We start from the raw sequence: 16724 nt of genomic DNA on the forward strand, positions 1-16724 counted from the left end.
GTGCTGGTTGCCGGGAGTCCCTTTCGTGCACACCGGACTCACGATCGGCTGCTACGCGTCCGGGTGCGCGTCGAAGGCCGCGACCAGGAACGGAGCGACGATCTCCTGCTGCCAGGGTCGCACGCCGTGTTCCGCCAGGGCGGCCGCGAAGCCCTCGACACCGCGCTCGGTCGGCGGGCTCCACACGACGCGACGCAAGGGGTCGGGGGAGCAGACGTTCTCGATCGGGATGGTGTGCTCCTCGGCGAAGTCGGTGAGGGCGGCACGGGTCGCCGTCAGCCGCTCCGCGGCGAGGGGGTCGCGGTTGGCCCACGAGCGCTGGGGCGGAGGTCCGTCGGACTTCACCGTCGCGGGTGGCAGCTCCTCGTCGGACAGGCTCCGGGCGCGCTCGACGGCGGCGAGCCACGCGCGCTGGTTGCGCTGGATGGCCCGGTGCCCACGAGGCAGGTCGCCCGCGCCGGCAGGGGCCGCCTGGGCGATGTCGACGAGGGCCGTGTCGGGGATGACGCGACCGGGGGCCGTGTCGCGGTCGCGGGCGATCCGGTCGCGTTCCCACCACAGCTCGCGCACGGTGGCCAGGACACGGGGGCGGCGGATCTTGTGCAAACCCGAGGTGCGCCGCCACGGGTCCTGGCGCTGGGCCGGTTGCCATTCCAGCAGGGAGGCGAACTCCTGCCTGGCCCACTCCGACTTGCCCTGGGCCGCGAGGTCGGCGCCCATGAGGTTGCGCACCTCGGTCAGCACCTCCACGTCCAGTGCCGCGTACCGCAGCCACGGCTCCGGCAACGGTCGCGTGGACCAGTCCACGGCGGAGTGCTCCTTGGCCAGGGAGATCCCGAGGTAGTACTCGATCACCGCGGCCAGCCCGACCCGGGACAGCCCGAGCAGCCGCGCGCCGAGCTCGGTGTCGAAGATCTGTCGAGGCACCAGCCCGACGTCACGCAGGCAGGTGAGGTCCTGGGTGGCCGCGTGCAGGATCCACTCGCCGGTCCCGATCGCCTGGTCGAGAGGTTCCAGGTCGGGCAGGAAGACCGGGTCGACCAACCAGGTGCCCGCGCCCTCCCGCCGCAGCTGCACGAGATAAGCGGCCTGGCCATAGCGGTAGCCGGAGGCACGCTCGGCATCGAGGGCGACGGGTCCGACGCCGGACGCGATCGCGTGCGCGCACTCGATCAGCTCGGACTCGCGCGTGATGACCTCGGGGACGCCTTCAGCAGGTTCGTCGAGCAGCGGAAGAGGCGCCGTCGTGGACTCCTCTTCCCCGCCCTTCGCCGGTCCCGCGCTCAACGGCGCCGACCCGGTAGTGCCACGACCCCGTCCGGCAGTGGGGGCAACCCACCGACCGTACCCAGCATGTCGACCCAGGCGGACAAGTGCGTGCCCGCCTCCGCGTCGGCGGGGCTCCACGAGGCGCGGATCTCCATCTCGACGCCGGGCTCGCGGTCATCGAGGTCGCCGAAGGACTCCGACACCACGTGGGTGACGGTCCCGGCGAGGTTGTGGGCCCGGATGCCGTGCGCCCCCAGCGCGTCGGTCAGCCATGACCAGCCGACGGCGCCGAGCATCGGGTCGCCGGCCACCTCGGCCTCGAGCTCGGCGCGGGCGAAGGTGACCACCCGCCACGCACCTCCCCACGGCTCGGGCTCGTCCGGGTCGTGCAGCAGCACGAAGCGACCGGTCGCGACGTCCTCGCCGTCCGAGGCATCGACGATGTCTGCGGTCAACGCCACTGCGTGGGGTGCGAGCCGGGTGGGCGCCGGGACCTCGGTCAGTCGCACCTCCGGACGCAGCCGCGCTGCGTGCACGCTGCGGAGTGCGTGCTCGAAGGCGGGCGACTCGGCGCCGGAGATCTGTCGAGTTGACACCCTGTGAGGGTAGGTCGCCAGCAGCCGCGCCGTCGGTATGCCACGCCGGGGGAGACGTACCGTTACCCGCGTGACGATCGCCATCGCCCTCGCGGCCTCCGTGACGTGGGGGACCTCCGACTTCATCGCCGGTCTGCTGTCCGCGCGACTGCCGGCACGCACCGTCGTCACCTGCTCGCAGGCCGTTGCGCTGGTGGCGATCTCCGTGGTGGTGCTGGTCATCGGCCTGCCCCTGCCGCCCGGCTCGTGGTGGGTGTGGGGTGCGCTCGGCGGAGTGGCCGAGGGCGCCGGCCTGCTGGCCCTCTACACCGGCCTGGCGCGCGGCCCGATGGGGATCGTCACGCCGATCGCCGGTCTGGGCGTCCTCGTCCCGGTGATCGTCGGTCTGGTCCAGGGTGACCCCGTGACCGTCCTGCTCGGCGCCGGGATCCTGCTGGCGATCGCCGGCGGTGTCCTGGCCAGCGGCCCGGAGGTCGAGGGCCGAGGCGAAGGGGGCGATGCCACCTCGATCCTCTACGCGGTCCTCGCGGCGGTCGGGTTGGGCACGGCCATGGTCTGCGTCGACCTGGGCAGTCGGGTTTCCGGGCTGCACACGCTGTGGGCGATGCGGATCGCGTCGGTGGGCGTCTTCCTCGTGCTCGCCGTGGTGCTGACGACCCGGTGGCGACTGCCGCGACGGCTGGTCCCGGGGATCATCGTCGTGGGCCTGGCGGACCTGTCGGCCACGGCCCTGTTCAGCGCGGCGACCACCCGTGGCCACCTGAGCATCGCCGGGGTCCTCGCCTCGCTCTACCCGGTGACGACGATCCTGCTCGCGTGGCTCCTCCTGCGGGAGCGGCTGCGTCCCGTCCAGCTGGTCGGTGTGGCCGCTGCGCTGGCCGGGATCGCCCTCATCGCCGCCTGACCCGCCCCCTTCGCCCGGGGCCGGGTGGCACGCCCGTGCATGGGAGGATCGAGGGCGTGAACACCGCAGCCTCGCCCTCCGACAGCACCCTGGTCCGTGCGGCCCGGGGTGAGTCCGTCCCGCACACCCCGGTGTGGTTCATGCGCCAGGCCGGCCGCTCCCTCCCGGAGTACCGCGAGGTGCGGGCCGGCACCACCATGATGGAGGCCTGCCGCACCCCTGACCTCGTCACCGAGATCACCCTGCAGCCGGTGCGACGCCACCGCGTGGACGCTGCGATCTTCTTCTCCGACATCGTCGTCCCGCTCGAGGCCGTGGGCATCGACATCGACATCGAGCCGGGAGTCGGTCCTGTCCTGGACGTGCCCTTCCGGTCCCGCGAGGACCTCGACCGGATCCCGGAGCTGACCGCGGACATGGTCCCGGACATCACCGAGTCGGTGCGGCGGATCGTGCTGGAGCTCGGGGCGACGCCGCTGGTGGGCTTCGCCGGCGCCCCCTTCACCCTCGCCTCCTACCTCATCGAGGGTGGTCCGAGCAAGAACCATGAGAAGACGAAGTCGCTCATGCACGGGGACCCGCAGCTGTGGCACGACCTGTGCGCGCGCCTGTCGCGGATCGCCTCGACCTTCCTGCAGATCCAGGTCGACGCCGGCGCCAGCGCGGTCCAGCTCTTCGACTCCTGGGCCGGGTTCCTCTCCAAGGCCGACTACCGCGAGCACGTCCTGCCGCACAGCAGGGCTGCGTTGGCCGCACTCGCCGACCGCGACGTCCCGCGCATCCACTTCGGCGTGGGCACCGGCGAGCTGCTCCCTGACATGGCCGGCGAGGGGGCCGACGTCATCGGGGTCGACTACCGGGTCTCCCTGGCCGAGGCCATCGAGCGCGTCGGCGGGGACCAGCCGGTCCAGGGCAACCTCGACCCGGCGCTGCTCTTCGCTCCCTGGGACGTCATCGAGGCGCAGGTCCGTCGCATCCTCGCGGAGGGGCGTGCGGCGCCCGGGCACATCTTCAACCTCGGCCACGGCGTGCTCCCGGACACCGACCCGGTCGTCCTCACCCGGGTCGTCGAGCTGGTCCACGAGGTCAGCGCGCGCTGATGCCTCGCGTGATCGTCGTCGGTGGTGGCATCGCCGGTCTGGCGACCGCCCACCACCTGCTGGCGCAACGACCCGACCTCGACGTCCTCGTCATCGATGCGGGGGAGACGCCGGGCGGCAAGATCCGCGGGGTCGAGGTCGGTGGCGTCACCGTCGACGTGGGCGCCGAGTCCATCGTGGCGAGCAGCGCCCCCGCGCGCCAGCTGATCACCGACCTGGGCCTGGCCGAGCGACTGGTCCACCCCGAGCCGGTGCCGGCCACGATCTGGTCCCGCGGCGCGCGCCACCGCGTCCCCGCCCGCAGCTACCTCGGCATCCCCTCCGCCGGGACCGACCCGGGTGGCATCCTCGACGAAGGGGAGGCCGCCCGCGCGGCGGAACCGGCCCCCTTCGCCATCGACGGTGTCGACGTGAGCGTCGCCGAGGCGGTGGGATCCGTCTACGGCCGGGCGGTCGTCGACCGGGTGGTCGAGCCGCTGCTCGGCGGGGTCTACGCCGGCCGGGTCGACGCGCTCTCCCTGCGCGCGACGATGCCCGGGCTGTGGACGACGATGGACGAAGGGAGGTCCATGCCCGAGGCGGTCGCCTCCCTCCTCCCGGACCCGACCACCCCGGCGAAACCGCGCGTCATGGGCCTCGCCGGGGGCCTCAGCACGCTCGTCGACGCCCTCGGATCCGGTGTCGCCGCAGCCGGCGGCACCATCCTGCGTGGGACCCTCGCCCGTGAGCTGCACCGCACCCCCACCGGGTGGCGGGTGGTGACCGGACCGACCATCGACCCCGTCGCCCACGACGCGGACGCCGTCGTGCTCGCGACCCCGGCCGCACCGACCTCCCGGCTGCTCGCCGACCACGCCCCTGCGGCCGCCCGCGCCCTGGCCGCCGTCGAGTACGCGTCGATGGCCGTCGTCACGCTCGCCCTGCCCACCGCGCTGCTGCCCCCGCTGCCCGGCAGCGGCTTCCTCGCGCCCGCGATCGACGGCCACACGATCAAGGCCGCAACCTTCTCCGCCAGCAAGTGGGCCTGGGTCGCTGCCGCGTCCTGCGAGGTCACCCTGCTGCGTGCGTCCATCGGGCGAGCCGGTGAGGTCGCGAGCCTGCAGTGCAGCGACGAGCAGTTGCGTGCCATCGCCCTCGACGAGGTCGGGCAGGCGCTCGGCGTCCGACTGCCCGCGCCTCTCGACGCGCACGTGCAGCGCTGGGGTGGCGGGCTGCCCCAGTACGACCTCGGGCACACTGACAGGGTCGCCACGACGCGCGCGGATGTCGCCGGCCTGCCCGGTATCGAGCTCGTCGGCGCCGCCTACGACGGGGTCGGCATCGCGGCCGTCCTCGACGGTGCGGCCCGGGCCGCGAGCACGATCCCGATCCCTTGCCCCCCTTCGTCCACCACCCGACAGGAGCAGCGATGACCGACCGTCCCGCCCACCCCAAGCCCGACCGCGAGCAGCTCGAGGAGATCAACTCCTCCGTGCACTACGCGATGTTCTCCGCCTTCGCCCTGGCGACACCGCTGGGCGAGGCCGACCGCCCCGCGCTGGTGGCCGAGGTCGAGGGGCTCATCGCCGCGGTGACCCAGGGTGGGGTGACCGTCCGCGGCGTCTACGACGTCGCCGGCCTGCGCGCCGACGCCGACCTGCTGGTCTGGTGGCACGCCGACGAGGTCGAGCTGCTCCAGGACGCCTACAAGCGCCTGCTGCGCACCGAGCTGGGGGCGCACCTCGAGCCGGTGTGGTCCAACGTCGCGTGCAACCGTCGAGCCGAGTTCAACCGCAGCCACGTGCCCGCCTTCATGGCCGGTGAGCCGGTGCGCAACTACGTGTGCGTCTACCCCTTCGTGCGGTCCTACGACTGGTACGTCATCGACGAGAAGGAGCGGCGCACCATGCTCGCCGAGCACGGCGCGATGGCCCGCGACTACCCGGACGTGCGCGCCAACACCATCCCCGCCTTCGCCCTGGGTGACTACGAGTGGATCCTGGCCTTCGAGGCCGACGAGCTGCACCGCATCGTCGACCTCATGCGGGAGCTGCGTGCCTCCCGCGCACGGCTGCACGTGCGCGAGGAAGTCCCGTTCTTCACCGGCCCGCGGGTGAGCGTCGAGGCGCTTGTGGAGGGCCTGCGCTAGGCCGAGCTCGCCTCACCCGCCCCTCGAATATCGGGTAACCCGATATTCCCCGGGTGTGCTGGAGTTTCGAAGTCGGGCGAAGCCCAAGGTTCTCTGGTGAGGTGGACCGGCGTGCGATACCCCCAAGCGTCCACCGTCCGTGCCGCTCATCCCCAGGATGGTGCCGGCATCTGTCGCGGGAGCCCGTCGGCGCGCACCGTGGCGGCATGATCGACGTGCCAGTGGACCTCTTTTCCGGACTTCTCGCTCTGCCCGACGGCATCTTCACCCGGCAGGATGCGCTGCGGGTCGGCGTCACGGACGACGTCCTCACCGCTGCGGTCCGCCGGGGAGTGCTCATCCGACCGTGCCGGGGTGCGTACACCTCGCCGGACACGTGGGCGAAGGGGGAGGCACGGCACCTTCTTGCCCGGGCCGCTCTGCGGCTCTACCCGGATGCCGTGCTCGCCGGTGCGCCCGCGGTGCGAGCCCATGGCATACCCCTGTTCGAGGTGCCCCTCGTCCGGGTCGACATCATGCGTCCGGTGACGAGCGAGGCCACGACTGCGCGCCTGCGCATCCGCCCCCTTCGCGACGAGGTGGTCCAGACCTCGTGGGGTCCGGCCACAGATCTGCCGTCATCCCTCGTCCAGCTGACCATGGACCACGGCATCGCCTCGGGGCTGGCGTCGTTCGACGCTGCCCTTCACACGGGGGCCGTCACGCGGGACGAACTCGAGGCCGCCTACGCACGCGTGGCCGGGTGGCCGCGCTCGTCCCGGGTGCGGTGTGCGTTGGCCTGGTCTGATGGCCACGCCGAATCGTTGGGCGAGAGCGTGACGCGCGCGATCCTGCTCGGGGCCGGCTGGGAGGTCGAGTCACAGGTGCTGGTTGCCGACGAGAACGGCGAGATCTTCGCCCGAGCCGACCTCGGCATCAAGGGCACCCGAGTGCTGCTCGAGTTCGACGGCAAGGTCAAGTACTCCGACGGCGGTGTCGACGCGCTGTTCCGGGAGAAGCGCCGCGAGGACCGGATCCGCGCGCAGGGCTACGTCGTGGTTCGAGTGACCTGGGCCGACCTGTTCCATCCGGAACGGATCGTCGCAGCCGTGCAGTCGGCCCTGATGGCTGCCGTTGCCTGATCTCCACCGGACTTTCCCCGGGTTCGTGTGAGTTCCAAACTCCTGCGAACCCGGGGAATATCGGGTTACCCGATATTCGAGGGGTAGGCGGGACCCCCGACCTCAGGCCTCCGCCGGGCGCAGGGTCATCGAAATCGAGTTGATGCAGTAGCGCTGGTCGGTGGGGGTGTCGTACCCCTCTCCCTCGAAGACGTGGCCCATGTGACTGCCGCAGTTGGCGCAGCGGACCTCGACGCGGGGGCGGCCGGGCAGGGAGTCGTCCTCGATGTACTCGACCCGGTCCTCGGCGAGCGGGGTGTAGAACGAGGGCCAGCCGCAGTGGCTGGAGAACTTCGTCTCCGAGGTGAACAACTCGGACCCGCAGGCGCGGCAGGCGTAGACGCCCTCGGTCTGCGTCTCGTTGTACTCACCCGTGAAGGGGCGCTCGGTCCCGGCGGCACGCAGCACGGAGTACTCCTCCGGGGCGAGCTCCTGGCGCCACTGCTCGTCGGTCTTGCTGACGGCGTAGTCGCGGTCGGTCTGCTCCATCATCGTGTGACTCCTTCATCGTCGATGTCTCCATCATGCAACGCCGCGGCCGCCGAAGATCTTCCGGGGCTGCCGCGGCGTTGCCTGATGGGCAGGGATCAGCCGACGTCGCGGTGGGCGAGGTGGTCGGGCCGCGGCGCGGAGGCCGCGAAGGGCTCCCGCAACCGGTTGGAGACCGCGTTGAAGACGACGAACAGGTTGTTGCGTGGATCCGGCGAGATGTTGCCCGCGGATGCGTGCATGCAGTTGGCGTCGAAGTACAGCGCCGACCCCGCCGGACCGGTGATCATGTCGATCCCGTGCTCCTGCGCCAGCCGGGCGACGTCCTCCTCGTCCGGGGTGCCGAAGGGGGGACGGTAGGAGCTGAGCGACTCGCGGTGGTAGCCCTCGGGCGTCTGGCCGACGCAGCTGACGAACTGCTTGTGCGACCCGGGGATGATCATCAACGCGCCGTTCGTCTCGTAGTTGGGCGTCAGCGAGAGCGAGACGCTCAGGGCGCGGGGGGCGGGCATCCCGTCCTCGGCGTGCCAGGTCTCGAAGTCGCTGTGCCAGTAGAACGGCCCGCCGGCGAAACCCGGCTTGAGGTTCATGCGGCTCTGGTGGATGTAGACGTCGTCGCCCAGGATCTGGCGGGCGGCGCCGACGATCTCGTCGCGGTTGACGATCTCGGCGATCGCGTCGCTGAACCGGTGGACGGCGAAGACGGAGCGCACGTCGTCGTTCGAGCGCTCTCGGATGATCCGCTCGTCCTCGCCCAGCCGGCCGGTGATGGCGTCCACCTCGGACAGGCAGGTGGTGATGTCCTCATCGGAGAGGACGGAGTCGGCGGTGTGGTAGCCGCGCCGGTCGTAGCCGCGCAGCTGGTCCTCATCGAGAGGACCCGAGGCATGCGTGCCCCACACGACGGAGTGGGAGCGGGGCTCGATCTGGCTGCGGTCGGCCAGTCGGGTCCGGTAGACGTCAATGGTTCGAGTTGCGGTTTGAGTTCCCGTGATCACAGAAGATCCCTTTCGCTCAATCCGGCGCATCGGTGGTGCCGGTGGTGCTGTTTTGTTGTCAAATGCATGGAGGCCACTGGGCCTTTCAGCACGTTCTCAACTTCGCTCGAGGGACGCAAGTGGCGCCAACCCATAGGCTGGCGCCATGGTCAGGACACCGGCTGCGGTCGTGACGGCGGGGGAGCGGGAGGTGCGCGTCTCCAGCCCGGACCGGGTCGTGTACCGGGCGAGCGAGCGGACCCCACAGATCACCAAGCTCGAGGTGTGCGAGTACGTCGCGGCCATCGGGGCGACGATGATGCGCACGATCGGGGAGCGCCCCACCGCGATGGAGCGCTGGCCGGACGGGTGGCGCGAGGGGATGCGCCTCGCGGTCGGCCCCAAGGACTCCGGCGCCGACGGCTTCTACCAGAAGCGCCTGCCCCGGGGCGCACCCGACTACGTCGAGACGGTCGACATCACCTTCCCGAGCGGGCGCACGGCCGCCGAGCTGTGCCCGACGGAACCGGCATCGCTCGTCTGGGCGGCCCACATGGGAACCCTGACCTTCCACCCCTGGCCGGTGCGACGGCCCGACCTCGACCATCCGGACGAGTTGCGACTCGACCTCGACCCGCAGCCCGGCACCGACTTCGCCGATGCGCAGCGGGTGGCCGGCGTCGCTCGTGAGCTGCTCGAGGAGCTCGGTCTGCGTGGCTACCCGAAGACCAGCGGTCACCGGGGCATCCACGTCTACGTGCGGATCGAGCCACGGTGGTCCTTCGAGGAGTTGCGGCACGCGGCGATCGGGTTCGGCCGCGAGCTGGAGCGGCGCGACGAGGGTGTGACGACGAAGTGGTGGAAGGAGGAGCGGGGCGAGCGGATCTTCGTCGACTTCAACCAGAACAACCGTGACCGCACGATCGCCGGCGCCTGGAGCCTGCGGGCTCGTCCCGGCGCGCCCGTGAGCACCCCGATGACGTGGGAGCAGCTGGCCGCGGTCACCGATCCGAGGGACTACAACCTCACGACGGTGCTCGATCACCTCGCCGACGGTGACCCGTGGGCCGACATGGACGAGCAGGCGTACTCGCTCGACCCCCTGCTCCGGTTGTGGGAGGCCTTGCCCGGCGGCGAGCTGAACTTCCCGCCCGACTACCCGAAGATGCCCGGCGAGCCACCGCGGGTGCAGCCGAGCAAGAAGGTCGCCGAGCACTGGGACGACGACGGCAACCGGATCGAGTCGTGACCGCAACGAGTGGTCGTGAACGCGCCGACGGTTCGTGCGGGTGGCTGACCTCCACCGAGCCGAGCGGCGGGATCCTCAGTCGGCGAGGACCTCACCCAGGTCGTAGGCGGCGGCCCGGTCGATCTGGTCGAGCGTGCACGAGGCGGGGTCGCGGTCGGGGCGCCAGCGCAGGAACTGCACGGTGTGGCGGAAGCGGTGCCCCTCGAGCTGGTCGAAGGCGACCTCGACGACGCGCTCCGGTCGCAGCGGGACGTACGAGACGTCCTTGCCCGAGGAGAAGCGCGAGCGGTCGGTCTCCGCGTGCTCGATCTCTCCGTCGGGGCCACGTCGCACGAGCGGTTCGAGCTCATCGATGAGTTCGAGGCGCCGCTGGGCGGTGAAGGCGGCGATCCCGCCCACGTTGTACAGCTGCCCCTCGTGGAAGAGCCCGAGCAGCAACGAGCCGACACCCTGCCCGGACTTGTGCAAGCGGTAGCCGGTCACGACGGCCTCCGCAGTGCGCTTGTGCTTGATCTTCAGCATCGTGCGCTTGCCCGGTTGGTAGGTCGAGGTGAGTGCCTTGGCGACCACGCCGTCCAGACCGGCCCCCTCGAACCGCACGAACCAGTCGCGGGCCTCATGCGCATCCCGCGTCACCCTCGTCAGGTGGAGCGGGGCACCCTTCGCCATCGTCGTGAAGACCGACTCGAGGACCTCGCGGCGGCGGGCGAAGGGGGACCCGGTCACGTCCTCGTCGCCGAGGGCGAGCAGGTCGAAGGCGATGAACTCCGCCGGTGTCTGCGCCGACAGCTTGGTGATGCGCGACTGCGCGGGGTGGATCCGTTGGCCGAGCGCCTCCCAGTCCAGCCGTTCCCGACCCGGCTCGCCGCTGCGCACGACGATCTCGCCGTCGAGGACGACCTGCTCGGGCAGGTGCTCGCGGCAGGCATCGACGAGCTCGGGGAAGTACCGGGTCAGGGGCTTTTTGCCCCGGCTGGCCAGCTCGACGTCCCCGCCGTCCTTGACGACGATGCAGCGGAAGCCATCCCACTTCGGCTCGTAGGAGTAGCCCGCGTCGACGGCGTCCGCTGCCGGAACCTCCGTGACGGCCTTGGCGAGCATCGGGGTGAGGTCGAGTTCGGGAAGGGGTGTCACTCGTCACATTCTGCCCGTTCGTCCTCGGATTTGAGACGATGTGCCGGTGGCGACGACGAGGACGGTGGCAGAGCGCGCAGTGACCTACGGGTCCGTGGCCGCCGCGTCCGCCATCGTGGGTGCGGGGTCGGTGTGGGTCGGGGGAGCGACCTACTTCGCCCGTCGCGTCCTCACCCCGGACCCGGTCCGGCCCGACGACACCATCATCCACGTCGTGCACTCCGACAGCGTCACCCTCTCGGGCACCGAGGACATCGTCGTGCCCGGTCGCTACGGACTGTGGCTCGACGGTGGGAGGGGCCACGCCCGCATCGGCGGCGTCCTCGAGGTGGACCATCGGCGCCAGCGGGTTCGCCGCGAGCTGCTCGGGGTGGACTGCGGCACACTGCAACCGGGCCCGGCACGCTTCAACAGCTACTACTGGGGGCGCGACCCGCAGACCGACCTCGGGCTGGCGACCGAGGACGTCGTGGTGCCCGCCGAACTCGGACCGATGCCGGCGTGGATCACGCCGGCCACGCACGGTACCGGTGACCGCTGGGCGATCCTCGTCCACGGCCGCGGTGCGCGTCGCATCGAGGCGATCCGGGCGGTCCCCGCACTGCATGCGGCCGGTCTGACCTGTCTGGTCCCGAGCTACCGCAACGACGGGGAGGCTCCGGTGGGGCCTGATGGGCGCTACAACCTCGGCCTGTCCGAGTGGCGCGACATCGAGGACGCCGTCTCGATGGCGTTGGCCCGCGGCGCGCGGGAGATCATCCTCGTGGGCTGGTCGATGGGCGGCGCGATCGTGCTGCAGTTCCTCGACCGCTCCCGCCTGGCGAGCGTCGTCTCCCGGGCCGTGCTCGACGGGCCGGTGGTCGACTGGGGACAGGTCCTCAAGCACCACGCCGAGCTGCACCGTGTCCCCGCCCCCGTTTCCCACCTGGGCAGTGCCCTGATGGGACAGCACTGGGCCAAGCGCCTGGTCGGGGTCTCCGAGAGCGTCGACGTCGCCAGGACCGACTGGGTCGCCCGGGCCGAGGAGCTGCACCACCCGATGTTGCTCATCCACTCGCGCGACGACGAGTTCGTCCCCGTCGGGCCGAGCGAGGAGCTGGCGCAGGCGCGACCGGACCTGATCACCTACGAGCCGTGGTCGCTCGCGCGGCACTGCAAGGAGTGGAACGTCGACCCGCGGCGTTGGGACGCGGTGGTCACCGACTTCGTGCGCTGACTCACCGCTCGACGCGCCACAGGCCCAGCAGCGTCCCGTCCTGCTCGAGCAGGTGCCGGCAGGTGAGGTCGACGTCGACGTCCGCCCCGTCGAGCAGGCGCGGGTGGGAGCTGCGGTCGCCACCGACGAGGTTCGGCGTCCACGACAGGCCGAGCTCGTCGACGAGCCCTGCGGCGACCAGCTGGGCGGCCAGCGACGGTCCCCCTTCGCACAGGACGTGGGGACCGAAGGCCTCCCGGGCGCGCTCCACGACGACCACCGGGTCGACGTGGTCCTCGCCGCACAGCCACGTGGTCTCTGCCTCGACGGCACCGGAAGAACGGGTCGTCGCGAGCACGACGTCGTCACCCTGCGCGGTCGGCGGCAACTGGGACCGGGAGGAGACGACGACCATCGGTGTGCCCGCCGGCTTGTACCCCTCGGCACGCGCCGTCCCGCCCCCGACGAGCAGGACATCGGCGGCTCGACGCATCGCCGCGAAGCCTCGGTGGTCGGCCGCCGAGTTGATCGTCCCGGAGCGTCCGTCCGGGCCGGTCGCCGCCCCGTCGAGGGTGGTGACGAAGTTGAGTCGCAGCAGCGGATCCGATGCGACGTAGAGGCTGTCGAGGTCGTCGTCGGAGAGCTCGTCGCCGGGCGAGACGGCGACAGCGGCATGGTCACAGGTCAGGACGCGCATGCTGCGAGTCTCCCTCACGACCGCCGTGGCTGCGATGATCGGTGGATGGCCAAGAAGAAGTCAGGCACGAAGAGCGCCTCGTCCACCCCGTACCGGGATGCGTTGCACGCCGCCCCGGGGATCGACCTGGCCGGTATCGACACCCGCGGTACCCCGGCCTTCGACGGGGACAAGAGTGCGGGCAAGAAGGCCCTGACGGCCCTGGCCGAGCCGGTGTCCGACCTGCAGGAGCGTCTCTTCGCCGAGGCGACTGCAGGTGGCCACCGCCGCGTCCTGCTCGTCATCCAGGGCATGGACACCGCCGGCAAGGGAGGTGTGATGCGCCACGTCGTCGGGAACGTCGACCCGCAGGGCGTGGAGATCACCGCCTTCAAGGCGCCGACGGCCGAGGAGCTGGAGCACCCCTTCCTCTGGCGCATCCGCAATGCCCTGCCGGACGCGGGCATGATCGGCGTCTTCGACCGGAGCCACTACGAGGACGTCCTCATCGCGCGCGTCCACGACCTGGTGCCGAAGTCGCAGTGGTCGCGCCGCTACACGACGATCAACACCTTCGAGGAGGAGGTGGCCGATGCGGGTACGACGATCATCAAGGTGCTGCTGCACATCAGCTTCGGCGAGCAGAAGGAGCGTCTGGCCGAGCGGCTCGACCGCCCGGACAAGCACTGGAAGTTCAGCCCCGCCGACATCGACGAGCGCGCCCACTGGGACGAGTACCAGCAGGCCCACCAGGCCGCCATCGACAGGTGCTCCACCGAGGTCGCGCCCTGGTACGTCGTGCCGGCGGACCGCAAGTGGTACGCCCGACTCGCCGTGATGAACCTGCTCAACGAGCACCTCGAGCCCATGGAGCTGCAGTGGCCCGAGGCGGACTTCGACGTCAAGGAGCAGCGCAAGCGCCTGCTGAGGTCCTGACCGCTGCGGCTATGCGGGCGTGACGGTGGACCGCTCGATCGCGGTCGCGCCCGCGAGGGTGACGAGGTCGGGGTCGAGGGTGCCGAAGTTCACTCCCTTGCCACCGCCGAGCCGGGAGACCACGAAGGCCTCGGCCACGTCGCTGGGAGCGTGCCTGACCATCAGGCTGGCCTGCAGTGTCTGCGCGAGGCGCTCGACGAGGTGGCGCGAGCCCATGGCCGCGCGGTCCGGGTCCTGCGCCCCGAGCTCGCTGCAGTCGCGCTCCAGGTCGTCCAGCGCGGCGTCGAGGACGGGAAGCTGCCCCCGGGCCACGGAGGCCTCCTTGAGCAGGGCCATCAGCGAGGCCGGCTCCTTGGCGATCGCGCGGAGCACGTCGAGGGCGTTGACGTTGCCCGAGCCCTCCCAGATCGAGTTCAACGGGGCCTGCCGGTACAGCCGGGCCATGCCGTGCTCCTCGACGTATCCGTTGCCGCCGAGGCACTCCATGGCCTCCGCGGTGAAGGTCGAGGCACGCTTGCACACCCAGTACTTGCCGACCGCGACCCCCAGACGGGTCAGCTCGGTGTCGCCCTCGTCGAGCGCGTGGGCCAGGCGCAGGCCGAGCAGGGTCGCGGCCTCCGACTCGAGGGCGAGGTCGGTGAGGACGTTGCGCATCAAGGGCTGGTCGACCAGCGTCGCACCGAAGGCGACACGGTGGCGCGTGTGGTGGACCGCCCGCGTCAGGGAGGCACGCATGGTGGCGGCCGAGCCGAGGACGCAGTCCAGTCGCGTCGTCGCGACCATGTCGATGATGGCTCGCACACCCCGGCCCTCCTGACCGACGAGCGCACCCCAGCTCCCGTCGAGCTCGACCTCCGACGATGCGTTGGAGCGGTCGCCGAGCTTGTCCTTCAGCCGCTGCAGGGCGAAGGGGTTGCGCGTCCCGTCCTCGAGCACGCGGGGGACGAGGAAGCAGCTGGGTGGCGCCTCGGGGGACGTCTTGGCCAGGACGAGGAAGACATCGCTCATCGGGGCCGAGCAGAACCACTTGTGCCCGGTGAGCCGGTAGGTGCTGCCGGTCAGGGGGCCGCCCGGCGTCGCCACGGCGAGCGTGGAGTTGGCCCGGACGTCCGAGCCGCCTTGCTTCTCCGTCATCCCCATGCCGGCGATCGCGCCGGTCTTGGTGCCGGCCTCGCGCAGACCGAAGTCGTACTCGCGGGAAGCGAGCAGCGGCTCCCACCGAGCGGCGAGCTCGGGGGAGTGGCGAAGGGCGGGAACGGCCGCGTTGGTCATCGTGATCGGGCAGATGTGTCCGGGCTCGACCTGGCTCCATGTGGTCAGGCCGGCCGCCCGACGGACGTGCGCGCCACTCCCTTCGTCCTGTGTCCACGCCTCGCCGGTGAGCCCGGCGCCGGCGGCGGTACGCATCAGCTCATGCCACGCCGGGTCGAACTCGACCTCGTCGATGCGGTGACCGAAGCGGTCGTGGGTGACCAGCCGGGGGGTGTTGCGGTGGGCGCGCTCGGCCCACCCGGCGGCCTCGTCGGTGCCGGCCAGCAGGCCCAGCGCAGTGAGCTCCTGCACGCTGTCGTCGCGACGTGCGGCCGGGACCCAGCGAGCGACCCCTTCCGTGAGTACGGGATCCGTGGAGAAGACATCCTGACCGCTGAACGGTGGGGGTTGGTTGGTCACCTCGTGCGTGGGCATGGGGCAAGCCTACGAGTGGAGGCCGTGGGGTGGGAGCGCGCCCCAAGCGGCCTGGTCGCCCGGATCTCCGGGCGACGTGGCCGGTGGTCACGCTCAGTTTGGAACTGGCGGAATCTATGGGCTAATCTTCCACAGCACGCCGACGCAGAGAAGCGGCAGGCGTGAGTGCGGATGTAGCTCAGTTGGTAGAGCGCAACCTTGCCAAGGTTGAGGTCGCCGGTTCGAGGCCGGTCATCCGCTCGGAAGGTTCACCGCCTTCAGTGGTGGAGTGGCCGAGAGGCGAGGCAACGGCCTGCAAAGCCGTCTACACGGGTTCAAATCCCGTCTCCACCTCGACCATGCAGAGCCTGCATGGAGTTGTACGTGCACGACCTCGGGCGATTGGCGCAGCGGTAGCGCGCTTCCTTGACACGGAAGAGGTCACTGGTTCAAACCCAGTATCGCCCACCACGGGAGACAGGCCCCTGCCCAGCGGATCCGCTGGGCAGGGGCCTTCGTCGTTGCGCTCGCGGTACGCCCCGTCAGTGCTGGGGGCTGCGCTGGCCCACGCCGTCGAGGACTCCCTGGGCGACGTCGCGCAACTTGGTGTTGCTCTCGTTGGAATGGCGACGCAGCACCTCGAACGCCCGGTCCAGGGTCAACCCGTAGCGCTCCATCAGGATCCCCTGGGCCGCGCCGATGATGAGCCGGTTGTGCAGGGCGCTGCGCAGACCGGTGATCTCACGAGCCTGCTCCAGCGCCACCGACGCGAGCCGCGCGTAGACGACGGCCCGGTCGAGCGCGTCCTGGTCGAAACCGTCCTCGTCGTGTGAGTACATGTTCAGGCACGCGAAGTACGGCGCCACCGCCGAGAGCCGCACGCTCAGGGAGGATCTCACCCCCTCCTCGTGCGCGGCATCGGCCCAGTCGGGCCACCGTCGCTCGTGCCCCGTGTCGCGGACGGTGGCGATCTCGTGCTCTGCCAGGACGTCGAGGCAGGGGCCCTCCTCGAACGCGAACTGCAGGTCGTCCACGCGGGACGCCACGGGATCCGAGCTGGCAGCGACCTCCACGGTGCCGTGCCGCCGTACGAACACGCTGCACATGTGGCACCCGGGGATGTTGGCAACGGCCTGGTCGACCACCTGCTGCAGGGTGTAGGCCTCCTCCGGCTCCGCGCTGAGCTGCTCGATGATGCGAGCGAGCTGGTCGTCCTGCATGGCACTCCTCGTAGGGGTCCTGACGG

At 71.0% G+C, this 16724-nt stretch carries 16 protein-coding genes and 3 tRNA genes; 11 read left to right on the plus strand and 8 right to left on the minus strand.

The window, feature by feature from the left end; all coding sequences use genetic code 11:
- Positions 1-51: 51 nt before the first annotated feature.
- A complete protein-coding gene (locus V1351_RS07110) occupies positions 52-1287 on the minus strand; it encodes an HRDC domain-containing protein (RefSeq protein ID WP_338752093.1) in 1236 nt (411 codons plus the stop codon).
- Positions 1284-1865 (minus strand): DUF3000 domain-containing protein, encoded by a 582-nt coding sequence (locus V1351_RS07115; RefSeq protein WP_338752095.1) that lies wholly within the window; start codon positions 1863-1865, stop codon positions 1284-1286. Before V1351_RS07115 ends, V1351_RS07110 begins: the two co-directional genes overlap by 4 nt.
- 70 nt (positions 1866-1935) lie before the next feature.
- Here V1351_RS07115 and V1351_RS07120 point away from each other — a divergent pair, with 70 nt between their 5' ends.
- From V1351_RS07120 to V1351_RS07140, 5 genes are all read left to right on the plus strand, one after another.
- Positions 1936-2769, plus strand: coding sequence for a DMT family transporter (locus tag V1351_RS07120; RefSeq protein ID WP_338752097.1), 834 nt, complete (start codon positions 1936-1938; stop codon positions 2767-2769).
- Between the two features lie 56 nt (positions 2770-2825).
- On the plus strand, positions 2826-3869 hold the full coding sequence (gene hemE / locus V1351_RS07125; RefSeq protein ID WP_338752099.1) for a uroporphyrinogen decarboxylase: 1044 nt from the start codon (positions 2826-2828) through the stop codon (positions 3867-3869).
- Entirely contained in the window at positions 3869-5281 is a 1413-nt protein-coding gene (hemG, locus tag V1351_RS07130; protein ID WP_338752101.1) for a protoporphyrinogen oxidase, read from the plus strand. The genes hemE and hemG overlap by 1 nt, the downstream gene beginning before the upstream one ends.
- Positions 5278-5997, plus strand: coding sequence for a hydrogen peroxide-dependent heme synthase (gene hemQ, locus V1351_RS07135; RefSeq protein ID WP_338752103.1), 720 nt, complete (start codon positions 5278-5280; stop codon positions 5995-5997). Before hemG ends, hemQ begins: the two co-directional genes overlap by 4 nt.
- A 206-nt stretch (positions 5998-6203) precedes the next feature.
- Complete coding sequence (locus V1351_RS07140) at positions 6204-7118, plus strand: type IV toxin-antitoxin system AbiEi family antitoxin domain-containing protein (protein ID WP_338752105.1); 915 nt, start codon at positions 6204-6206, stop codon at positions 7116-7118.
- Positions 7119-7220: 102 nt separating this feature from the next.
- Here the strand turns inward: V1351_RS07140 and msrB are convergent, their stop codons facing one another.
- Both msrB and thpD read right to left on the minus strand, forming a co-directional pair.
- On the minus strand, positions 7221-7649 hold the full coding sequence (msrB, locus tag V1351_RS07145; protein WP_338752107.1) for a peptide-methionine (R)-S-oxide reductase MsrB: 429 nt from the start codon (positions 7647-7649) through the stop codon (positions 7221-7223).
- Positions 7650-7744: 95 nt separating this feature from the next.
- Entirely contained in the window at positions 7745-8644 is a 900-nt protein-coding gene (gene thpD, locus V1351_RS07150; RefSeq protein WP_338752109.1) for an ectoine hydroxylase, read from the minus strand.
- A 145-nt stretch (positions 8645-8789) separates the two neighbouring features.
- Here thpD and V1351_RS07155 point away from each other — a divergent pair, with 145 nt between their 5' ends.
- Positions 8790-9872: a DNA polymerase domain-containing protein gene (locus V1351_RS07155; RefSeq protein WP_338752111.1), complete on the plus strand. Its 1083-nt coding sequence runs from the start codon at positions 8790-8792 to the stop codon at positions 9870-9872.
- 75 nt (positions 9873-9947) lie between these two features.
- Here the strand turns inward: V1351_RS07155 and V1351_RS07160 are convergent, their stop codons facing one another.
- Positions 9948-10973 carry an ATP-dependent DNA ligase gene (locus V1351_RS07160; protein WP_338752479.1) on the minus strand — a complete coding sequence of 342 codons (1026 nt, stop codon included), beginning with the start codon at positions 10971-10973 and terminating at the stop codon, positions 9948-9950.
- A 79-nt stretch (positions 10974-11052) separates the two neighbouring features.
- Between V1351_RS07160 and V1351_RS07165 the strand changes: the two genes are divergently transcribed.
- Complete coding sequence (locus V1351_RS07165) at positions 11053-12222, plus strand: alpha/beta hydrolase family protein (RefSeq protein ID WP_338752113.1); 1170 nt, start codon at positions 11053-11055, stop codon at positions 12220-12222.
- 1 nt (position 12223) lies between these two features.
- Here the strand turns inward: V1351_RS07165 and V1351_RS07170 are convergent, their stop codons facing one another.
- Positions 12224-12898 carry a dihydrofolate reductase family protein gene (locus V1351_RS07170; protein ID WP_338752115.1) on the minus strand — a complete coding sequence of 225 codons (675 nt, stop codon included), beginning with the start codon at positions 12896-12898 and terminating at the stop codon, positions 12224-12226.
- Between the two features lie 45 nt (positions 12899-12943).
- Here V1351_RS07170 and V1351_RS07175 point away from each other — a divergent pair, with 45 nt between their 5' ends.
- Complete coding sequence (locus V1351_RS07175) at positions 12944-13813, plus strand: polyphosphate kinase 2 family protein (RefSeq protein ID WP_338752117.1); 870 nt, start codon at positions 12944-12946, stop codon at positions 13811-13813.
- A gap of 9 nt (positions 13814-13822) precedes the next feature.
- Here the strand turns inward: V1351_RS07175 and V1351_RS07180 are convergent, their stop codons facing one another.
- Positions 13823-15499, minus strand: a complete 1677-nt coding sequence (locus V1351_RS07180; RefSeq protein ID WP_338752119.1) for an acyl-CoA dehydrogenase family protein — start codon at positions 15497-15499, stop codon at positions 13823-13825.
- Between the two features lie 167 nt (positions 15500-15666).
- Between V1351_RS07180 and V1351_RS07185 the strand changes: the two genes are divergently transcribed.
- The 3 genes from V1351_RS07185 (at position 15667) to V1351_RS07195 (ending at position 15949) form a co-directional block, all read left to right on the plus strand.
- Positions 15667-15739: transfer RNA gene (locus V1351_RS07185), tRNA-Gly, on the plus strand.
- 22 nt (positions 15740-15761) lie between these two features.
- A tRNA-Cys gene (locus V1351_RS07190) sits at positions 15762-15832 on the plus strand.
- Between the two features lie 42 nt (positions 15833-15874).
- Positions 15875-15949, plus strand: a tRNA-Val gene (locus V1351_RS07195).
- A gap of 71 nt (positions 15950-16020) precedes the next feature.
- Here V1351_RS07195 and V1351_RS07200 read toward each other — a convergent pair.
- Complete coding sequence (locus V1351_RS07200; RefSeq protein ID WP_338752121.1) at positions 16021-16698, minus strand: GAF and ANTAR domain-containing protein; 678 nt, start codon at positions 16696-16698, stop codon at positions 16021-16023.
- Positions 16699-16724 lie beyond the last annotated feature (26 nt).

The organism is Janibacter sp. A1S7, assembly GCF_037198315.1.
Lineage (GTDB): Bacteria > Actinomycetota > Actinomycetes > Actinomycetales > Dermatophilaceae > Janibacter > Janibacter alittae.

Excerpts from the sequence above, each read along its gene's own strand:
- hemG (WP_338752101.1), top strand. The coding sequence starts at position 3,869 with ATGCCTCGCGTGATCGTCGTCGGTGGTGGCATCGCCGGTCTGGCGACC.
- hemQ (WP_338752103.1), top strand. The coding sequence starts at position 5,278 with ATGACCGACCGTCCCGCCCACCCCAAGCCCGACCGCGAGCAGCTCGAG.
- V1351_RS07140 (WP_338752105.1), top strand. The coding sequence starts at position 6,204 with ATGATCGACGTGCCAGTGGACCTCTTTTCCGGACTTCTCGCTCTGCCC.
- msrB (WP_338752107.1), bottom strand. The coding sequence starts at position 7,649 with ATGATGGAGCAGACCGACCGCGACTACGCCGTCAGCAAGACCGACGAG.
- V1351_RS07155 (WP_338752111.1), top strand. The coding sequence starts at position 8,790 with ATGGTCAGGACACCGGCTGCGGTCGTGACGGCGGGGGAGCGGGAGGTG.
- V1351_RS07160 (WP_338752479.1), bottom strand. The coding sequence starts at position 10,973 with ATGCTCGCCAAGGCCGTCACGGAGGTTCCGGCAGCGGACGCCGTCGAC.
- V1351_RS07170 (WP_338752115.1), bottom strand. The coding sequence starts at position 12,898 with ATGCGCGTCCTGACCTGTGACCATGCCGCTGTCGCCGTCTCGCCCGGC.
- V1351_RS07175 (WP_338752117.1), top strand. The coding sequence starts at position 12,944 with ATGGCCAAGAAGAAGTCAGGCACGAAGAGCGCCTCGTCCACCCCGTAC.
- V1351_RS07180 (WP_338752119.1), bottom strand. The coding sequence starts at position 15,499 with ATGCCCACGCACGAGGTGACCAACCAACCCCCACCGTTCAGCGGTCAG.
- V1351_RS07200 (WP_338752121.1), bottom strand. The coding sequence starts at position 16,698 with ATGCAGGACGACCAGCTCGCTCGCATCATCGAGCAGCTCAGCGCGGAG.